Consider the following 3,529-nt stretch of genomic DNA (forward strand, 5'->3'; position numbering starts at 1 on the left):
TGTGGGTCGCTGAGGCGAACCATCGACGTGAAGCCGGGCGGGGCGGCAGCGTGAGCCGCTTCCCGCGCGACGCCGACACTGAGGGCTCCTCGACGACTTCTTGGCCCACCAGGATGCCGTGCTCGACATTGTCGTCGCTGCGTGTACGGGGCGACGACACACCTACTTATGATAGAAATCGGCCTTCAGTTACAACAAGGAGCGGCCGTGGCGCACGCTGCCGAACCTCGACTTGTTCGTGGCGATGTACGTCCGCCGAGAAGCGGTGCTGTCCTCACAGATCGAGGGCACCCAGTCCACTCTGGATGACGTGCTGGCCTACGAGCTCGAGCCCGGCCGACACGGCCTACCCGACGACGTCGAAGAGGTCGTCAACTCCTGCACGCCGACCACCGGTTGCCGCCGCTCGTGGAGTGTGCCCTCGCCCATGCCCAGTTCGAGACCATCCACCCGTTCCTCGACGGCAACGGCCGCGTCGGACGGCTCCTCATCGCGTTCCTGCTCGTGCACCGAGGTGTGCTGCATCGCCCCCTGCTGTCCCTGAGCTACCACCTGCAACGGCACCGGGCCAGCTACTACGACCGGCTGACGGCCATCCGCGAGGATGGCGACTGGGAAGGGTGGCTGCGCTTCTTCCTCGCCGGCGTGCAGGAGACCGCCGAAGAAGCGGTCGGCACCGCCCGTGCCATCGTCGACCTCCGCGAACGCCACCAGACCACCGCAGCCGACGTCGCAGGCATCAACGGCATCAAGTCCCTCGACGTCCTGTTCCAGCGGCCGCTGGTGAACGTCAACGTGCTGGCGGACGCCCTGGACGTCACCTTCGCCACTGCCAACCGGGTCATCGACGCACTCCAGGGCGCCGGGATGGTGGACGAGATCACCGGCGGACGCCGCAACCGCGTCTTCCGCTACACCCCCTACCTGCACCTGTTCAGCGACCCCGACGTGGACGTCCCCGAGAGCGCGCCGCAACAGATCGCCCACGGTCGCACGTAGAGCGACGGCGCCAGTACCCCGGCAGCGTGAGGCGCTTTCCGCCTGCTCGCCGACAACCTCCCCTCGCAGTCGCGAACCCGCTCCGCCAGCAGGGGCACGAGGTCGGGGATTCACCCTTGACAGCAGCTTCCGTGTGTCCGCCAGGGCCGCCCGTGAGTTCGTAGAGCTTCACGGTGTCTTGAGGATCCGGTGGTCACCGATCCGCCGCCAGCGGACCGCCGGCTGCGTGTCCTCGTCTCCGCCGAGGTCCGCCCACTCCCACGTCGCTCGGCCGTCCGGACCCGAGAAGCTCCACGTCATCTCCCACACGCCGGCAGCACCGCGGACAGCCTTCACGCGCAGCGAAGCCGGCCACACCGAGGGATCGCGGGTTCGAACGAACTCGTCGCAGCTCCGGTTGAAGTCACGGACAGCCTGGCGGAACAGGGCCTGCTCGGCGGCGCTGAGCCTGCGGTAGTCGGCCTTGAAACTGTCGGTCCGGAGGTACTTCACGCGTCCAGGTCGGCGAGGAAGTCGTCGACGTCATCGAACTCGCCGACACGGCCGTGGGCGATGTCGTCGTCGGCTTCACGTTCCATCCGCTGCCAGCGTGCCGACCAGAACCAGACCTGGTCGGCGGAGACTGGCAGTTGCGGGTGCAGCTCGATGACACCGTCCTCACGCTCGACCACGCGCATCTGCGCGCCGGGCTCGTCGAGGTGGTGCCGTTTGCGAAGGTCTGCGGGCAGCGTGAGGACACCACGCCGCTGCATCATCAGGTGGAACTCCGTCGACATCCATCGCCCCCTCGCTGAGCGCAGCGTAGCCGTATTCCTGTGATGCGGCGATGCGGTCACGCGCGCGCTGGTGGAGGCTCGCACTCGCGGCGGGCGACGAGGACGCTGAAACGCTCCGCAAGCTCGAACTGCGCAAGTGAAGCTGCTCGACCTGAACCTGCTGCTGTACGCCTTGGATGAGTCGTCGCCGCTCCATCACGATGCGCGGCCGTGGCTGGAGCGGACGCTGTCGGGCCCGAGCACGGTCGTCCTCAGCTGGAACGTCCTCGTCGGGTTCGTGCGTCTCTCGACGCGCGCTGCGATCTTCGCCTCGCCGTTGCCGGTCGACGAGGCGCACGACATCGTGCAGGGGTGGCTCGAGCAGCCGGCGGTGACCGTCCTCCATGGTTCGTTGACGGATGTGGTGAGGCGGGCCAGACTAGACCAGGTCCAGAAGGAGCCACCTATGTCGACGGAGATCGTCAACGTCCACGAGGCGAAGTCGAGCCTGTCTCGCCTGCTGCGGGTGGTGGAGGACGGGGGAACCGACGTCGTCATCGCCCGTCACGGCCGGCCGGTGGCACGGCTCGTCCCCTACGGCCCCGCCCCGCGGCGGCTCGGCGTCCTCGCCGGCGAACTGGTCGTCCCTGACGACTTCGATGCTCCGCTGCCGGATGACCTGCTCGCCAGCTTCGAGGGTGCCGCCGGGTGAAGCTCACGCTCGACACCCACATCTTCCTCTGGGCGGTCACCGACGACCGGCGCTTGCCGGATCAGGTGCGAGCCGTCATCGAGGATCCTGCTGTCCAGGTGTACGTGTCGGCAGCCTGCGTCTGGGAGATCGCCATCAAGGTCGGTCTCGGACGCCTCGACGCCGACCCCGCTGTCCTCGTGCGGGCCATCGGTGACAGCGGGTTCGAGGAACTTCCCGTCACCGCTGCACACGCTGCCGCCGTCGGCCGGCTCGAGCCGATCCACCGCGACCCGTTCGACCGGATGCTCCTCGCGCAAGCGGTCGTGGAGGACCTCACCGTGGCGACCGTCGACGAAGCCGTGCGCCGCTACCCAGGCGTCAGGCTCCTACCTGCGGGCTGACGCGCGCACTCGTCGGGCCGGTGCGCGCTGAGCTCGAGCTTCCGCGAACCAGGGTCTCGTTCTGCCGGCCCCGTCGTCCACAGCGCTGGGGTTGCCGGCTCACGTGTGCTCGCCGGACCGCCCTACCGTCGTCGACAACGACTGCACCAGGAGGCACCATGAGTCGACGTCAGGCCTACCGGGCCTGGGAGGACCACCTCGGGGAGGTGATCGGTGTGAGCGAGGCCGAACTGGTCGTCGCCGACCTCGAGGAGCGGATCACCCGCACCGACCTCCAGGCCGCGTTGGGGCACCAGACGCACCGGTTGACGTCGCTGTGGAGGCGCGACCTGTTGCTGGTCATCACCGGTCAGTTCGTAGCGCTCGCCGGGGTGCTCACCGCCATCACCTGATCGCTGCGATCGGCTGCGCCGGGCCGGGTCTAGTCTGCCGGCCCCTCGTTCGTGGGAGTCTCAGGTGCGCCGTCTGCTCTGTGGAGCCGTGGCTCTCGCGGTCGCCGGTTGCGGTGGTTCCTCTCCAACGGCGGGGACCTACGAGCTCCCCGAGGAACGGGTGGAGCAGTACGACACGGCCTACCTCGCCGTCGTGGTCGCCGCCGTGGAGGGTGACGACCACGAGGAGGGTGCGGGCGAGCACGTGGTCATCGTGAACAACTGGGATCACCGCACCGACATGGGTGG

The 3,529-nt window shown here is 68.4% G+C and carries 5 protein-coding genes and 3 pseudogenes; 6 read left to right on the plus strand and 2 right to left on the minus strand.

Annotated elements, in window-relative coordinates:
- Window positions 1-217: 217 nt before the first annotated feature.
- A pseudogene (locus WEB03_RS06510) lies at window positions 218-364 on the plus strand (Fic/DOC family N-terminal domain-containing protein); the annotation flags it as partial.
- Window positions 355-999 (plus strand): annotated as a pseudogene (locus tag WEB03_RS06515) (Fic family protein); the annotation flags it as partial. The pseudogenes WEB03_RS06510 and WEB03_RS06515, both read left to right, overlap by 10 nt.
- 168 nt (window positions 1,000-1,167) lie before the next feature.
- Here WEB03_RS06515 and WEB03_RS06520 read toward each other — a convergent pair.
- Both WEB03_RS06520 and WEB03_RS06525 read right to left on the minus strand, forming a co-directional pair.
- The gene (locus WEB03_RS06520; RefSeq protein WP_368070143.1) at window positions 1,168-1,491 is read right to left on the minus strand and encodes a hypothetical protein; all 324 of its coding nucleotides are present in this window, start codon (window positions 1,489-1,491) and stop codon (window positions 1,168-1,170) included.
- The gene (locus tag WEB03_RS06525) at window positions 1,488-1,775 is read right to left on the minus strand and encodes an AbrB/MazE/SpoVT family DNA-binding domain-containing protein (RefSeq protein WP_368070144.1); all 288 of its coding nucleotides are present in this window, start codon (window positions 1,773-1,775) and stop codon (window positions 1,488-1,490) included. The genes WEB03_RS06520 and WEB03_RS06525 overlap by 4 nt, the downstream gene beginning before the upstream one ends.
- Window positions 1,776-1,911: 136 nt before the next feature.
- On the opposite strand from WEB03_RS06525, the gene WEB03_RS06530 reads away from it, so the two are divergent.
- The 4 genes and pseudogenes from WEB03_RS06530 to WEB03_RS06545 form a co-directional block, all read left to right on the plus strand.
- Window positions 1,912-2,466: a type II toxin-antitoxin system prevent-host-death family antitoxin gene (locus WEB03_RS06530; RefSeq protein ID WP_368070145.1), complete on the plus strand. Its 555-nt coding sequence runs from the start codon at window positions 1,912-1,914 to the stop codon at window positions 2,464-2,466.
- Window positions 2,463-2,849, plus strand: a complete 387-nt coding sequence (locus WEB03_RS06535; protein WP_368070146.1) for a type II toxin-antitoxin system VapC family toxin — start codon at window positions 2,463-2,465, stop codon at window positions 2,847-2,849. Before WEB03_RS06530 ends, WEB03_RS06535 begins: the two co-directional genes overlap by 4 nt.
- Window positions 2,850-3,007: 158 nt before the next feature.
- On the plus strand, window positions 3,008-3,241 hold the full coding sequence (locus tag WEB03_RS06540) for a hypothetical protein (protein ID WP_368070147.1): 234 nt from the start codon (window positions 3,008-3,010) through the stop codon (window positions 3,239-3,241).
- Between the two features lie 64 nt (window positions 3,242-3,305).
- Window positions 3,306-3,529 (plus strand): annotated as a pseudogene (locus WEB03_RS06545) (hypothetical protein); the annotation flags it as partial.

It is taken from the genome of Nitriliruptor sp., from assembly GCF_040882075.1.
Classification (GTDB): domain Bacteria; phylum Actinomycetota; class Nitriliruptoria; order Nitriliruptorales; family Nitriliruptoraceae; genus Nitriliruptor.